This is a genomic window from Waltera acetigignens (assembly GCF_025567015.1).
GTDB classification, from domain to species: Bacteria; Bacillota; Clostridia; order Lachnospirales; family Lachnospiraceae; genus Acetatifactor; species Acetatifactor acetigignens.
This window is the reverse complement of record NZ_JAOQJO010000026.1, coordinates 42,208-45,031: the sequence shown is the minus strand read 5'-3', so window position 1 is coordinate 45,031 and position 2,824 is coordinate 42,208. Positions and strand designations below refer to the sequence as shown.

Here is a 2,824-nt window from a genome sequence, read left to right as displayed (position 1 = left end):
AGGTGTACGTCCGGTTCTGGGAGGGGTTTGGGCAAACCTACGGCAGTAATGCCGCAAGGCGGCTCATTCCTACTCTACGAAGGCAAGGCCGGAGACGATTTCTGGGTCAAGGCGGAAACATTGCTGTATTGCGCGTTGATTGGCTATATCCATTATGAGGCTCCGGTGGAGGAGCAAAACTTCTCCACCCTCATCGAGTTCATCAACGCCATGGAAGTCCGTGAGGATGACGAGGAGTTCAAAAACCCCGTAGACCTGATGTTTGATGCACTGGAATCGGAAAAGCCAAACCACTTCGCAGTGCGGCAGTATAAGAAATATAAGCTGGCAGCCGGCAAAACCGCTAAGTCGATTTTGATTTCCTGCGGTGCGCGTCTGGCCGTATTTGATATTGCGGAGCTGCGCGAGGTTACATCCTACGATGAGTTGGAACTGGATACGCTGGGAGACAGAAAAACGGCTCTGTTCCTCATTATGAGTGATACGGATGACAGTTTTAACTTTCTCATTTCCATGTGCTACACCCAGTTATTCAACCTGCTTTGTGAAAAGGCCGATGATGTGTATGGCGGCAGGCTTCCGGTTCATGTGCGCTGTTTGATTGATGAGTGTGCTAACATCGGGCAGATTCCGAAGCTGGAAAAGCTGGTGGCCACCATCCGAAGCCGTGAAATCTCTGCCTGTCTGGTGTTGCAGGCACAGAGCCAGCTCAAGGCAATTTACAAAGATAATGCTGATACCATCATCGGCAATATGGATACTTCCATCTTCCTGGGTGGCAAAGAGCCAACAACGCTGAAAGAGCTGGCGGCTGTTCTGGGAAAGGAGACCATAGACACTTACAACACCGGAGAGAGCCGGGGACGGGAGACCTCCCACTCGCTCAACTATCAGAAATTGGGAAAAGAGCTGATGAGCCAGGACGAGCTGGCAGTTATGGATGGCGGCAAGTGCATCTTGCAGTTGCGCGGTGTGCGTCCGTTTCTTTCAGACAAGTATGACATTACCAGACACCCTAATTTCAAATACACAGCTGATGCAGACAAGCGAAATACCTTTGATATTGAAGCATTTTTGTCTGCCAGACTAAAACTCAAGCCTGATGAGGTCTGCGATGTATATGAAGTAGACACGGAGGGCGTGTAATACGGTTCCGCTGAGAAAGGAGTGATCGTATCTATTTGCCGCAACTGCCTCTGTTGAGGCCATTGGCGTACAAAGCGGGCAATCATCAACAAAATAATGAAAAAGGAGGACAGCCGGAATCAGGCTCTCATATATCGAGGGCAGATTGTTCCGGCTTTTGTGCGCTTATGAAACAAACCTAACTAATCATTCAAATGATTCCGGCTAATATTATTTATGGCATTTTTTGAACAGGCAATTACCGTTCTTCAGACGCTCGTTATCGCTCTGGGCGCTGGTCTTGGTATCTGGGGTGTCATCAACCTGCTGGAAGGTTACGGCAACGACAACCCTGGCGCTAAATCTCAGGGCATGAAGCAGCTTATGGCCGGTGCTGGTGTAGCCGTTGTTGGTATGGTTCTTGTACCTCTGCTCTCCGGGCTGTTCTCTGTCTAAGCGTCTCCGTATGAAATCCTTGCCGCTCCCGCAGCTCTGCGGGGGCGGCGGAAAGGAGGTTGACACCGTATGGATTTCTTACTTGAAGCCCTGACAAATTGGCTGAAAGAAATGCTGGTGGGCGGTATTATGAGCAACCTTTCGGGGATGTTTGACAGCGTAAACCAACAGGTCGCGGATATATCCGTACAGGTAGGACAGACCCCACAGGGATGGAATGGCAGTATTTTCAATATGATTGAGAATCTGTCAAACTCCATCATGGTGCCGATTGCAGGTGTGATCCTGGCTATCGTGATGACCGTAGACCTGATCCAGATGATTGCAGACAAGAACAACCTGCATGATGTGGATACCTGGATGATTTTCAAGTGGGTGTTCAAATCAGCTGCCGCCATCCTCATTGTCACAAACACATGGAATATCGTGATGGGCGTCTTTGATATGGCGCAGAGCGTGGTGGCGCAGGCGGCAGGGATTATCAATTCGGATGCGTCCATTGACATTTCCTCAGTTATGACCGATCTGGAACCGAGGCTGATGGAAATGGATTTGGGACCGCTGTTCGGACTGTGGTTCCAATCCCTCTTTATTGGCATTACCATGTGGGCGTTGTATATCTGTATCTTTATCGTTATTTATGGCCGTATGATCGAGATCTACCTTGTAACTTCGGTGGCTCCCGTTCCAATGGCTGCAATGATGGGCAAAGAATGGGGCGGTATGGGACAGAATTACCTCCGATCCCTGCTGGCACTGGGCTTTCAGGCGTTTCTCATTATCGTCTGCGTGGCAATTTATGCTGTGCTGGTGCAGAACATCGCTCTGGAAGATGACATCATCATGGCAATCTGGAGCTGCGTGGGCTACACCGTACTGCTATGTTTTACGCTGTTCAAAACCGGCAGTCTCGCCAAATCAGTCTTTCAGGCGCACTAAAACGGAAGGAGGTTTCCACAGTGGCTTATGTACCCGTACCCAAGGACTTAACAAAAGTCAAAACAAAGGTCATGTTCAATCTGACCAAGCGGCAGCTTATCTGCTTCACGGGCGGAGCACTTATTGGCGTACCGCTTTTCTTTTTGCTCAGAAAACCTACCGGAAACAGTGTAGCGGCTATGTGTATGATGCTGGTTATGCTGCCCTTCTTTATGCTGGCTATGTACGAAAAGCATGGACAGCCCCTGGAAAAGATCGTGGGCAACATTCTCAAAATATCTGTGATCCGTCCAAAGCAGCGACC

General features: G+C 49.5%; 3 protein-coding genes and 1 pseudogene. All 4 read left to right on the top strand.

What is annotated here, in order from left to right; translation table 11 throughout:
- Positions 1–78: 78 nt before the first annotated feature.
- Positions 79–1,146: pseudogene (locus OCV96_RS18410) on the top strand (VirD4-like conjugal transfer protein, CD1115 family); the annotation flags it as partial.
- Positions 1,147–1,362: 216 nt separating this feature from the next.
- Entirely contained in the window at positions 1,363–1,581 is a 219-nt protein-coding gene (locus tag OCV96_RS18405) for a Maff2 family mobile element protein (RefSeq protein ID WP_003525154.1), read from the top strand.
- A gap of 69 nt (positions 1,582–1,650) precedes the next feature.
- Complete coding sequence (locus tag OCV96_RS18400) at positions 1,651–2,520, top strand: VirB6/TrbL-like conjugal transfer protein, CD1112 family (RefSeq protein WP_002576236.1); 870 nt, start codon at positions 1,651–1,653, stop codon at positions 2,518–2,520.
- Positions 2,521–2,540: 20 nt separating this feature from the next.
- Positions 2,541–2,824, top strand: a 284-nt coding sequence (locus OCV96_RS18395) for a PrgI family protein (RefSeq protein WP_262595111.1), incomplete at its 3' end; no start/stop codon positions are given.

What these genes read in the sequence shown, in the direction of transcription:
- OCV96_RS18405 (WP_003525154.1), top strand. Translation starts at nt 1,363, where the DNA reads ATGGCATTTTTTGAACAGGCAATTACCGTTCTTCAGACGCTCGTTATC.
- OCV96_RS18400 (WP_002576236.1), top strand. Translation starts at nt 1,651, where the DNA reads ATGGATTTCTTACTTGAAGCCCTGACAAATTGGCTGAAAGAAATGCTG.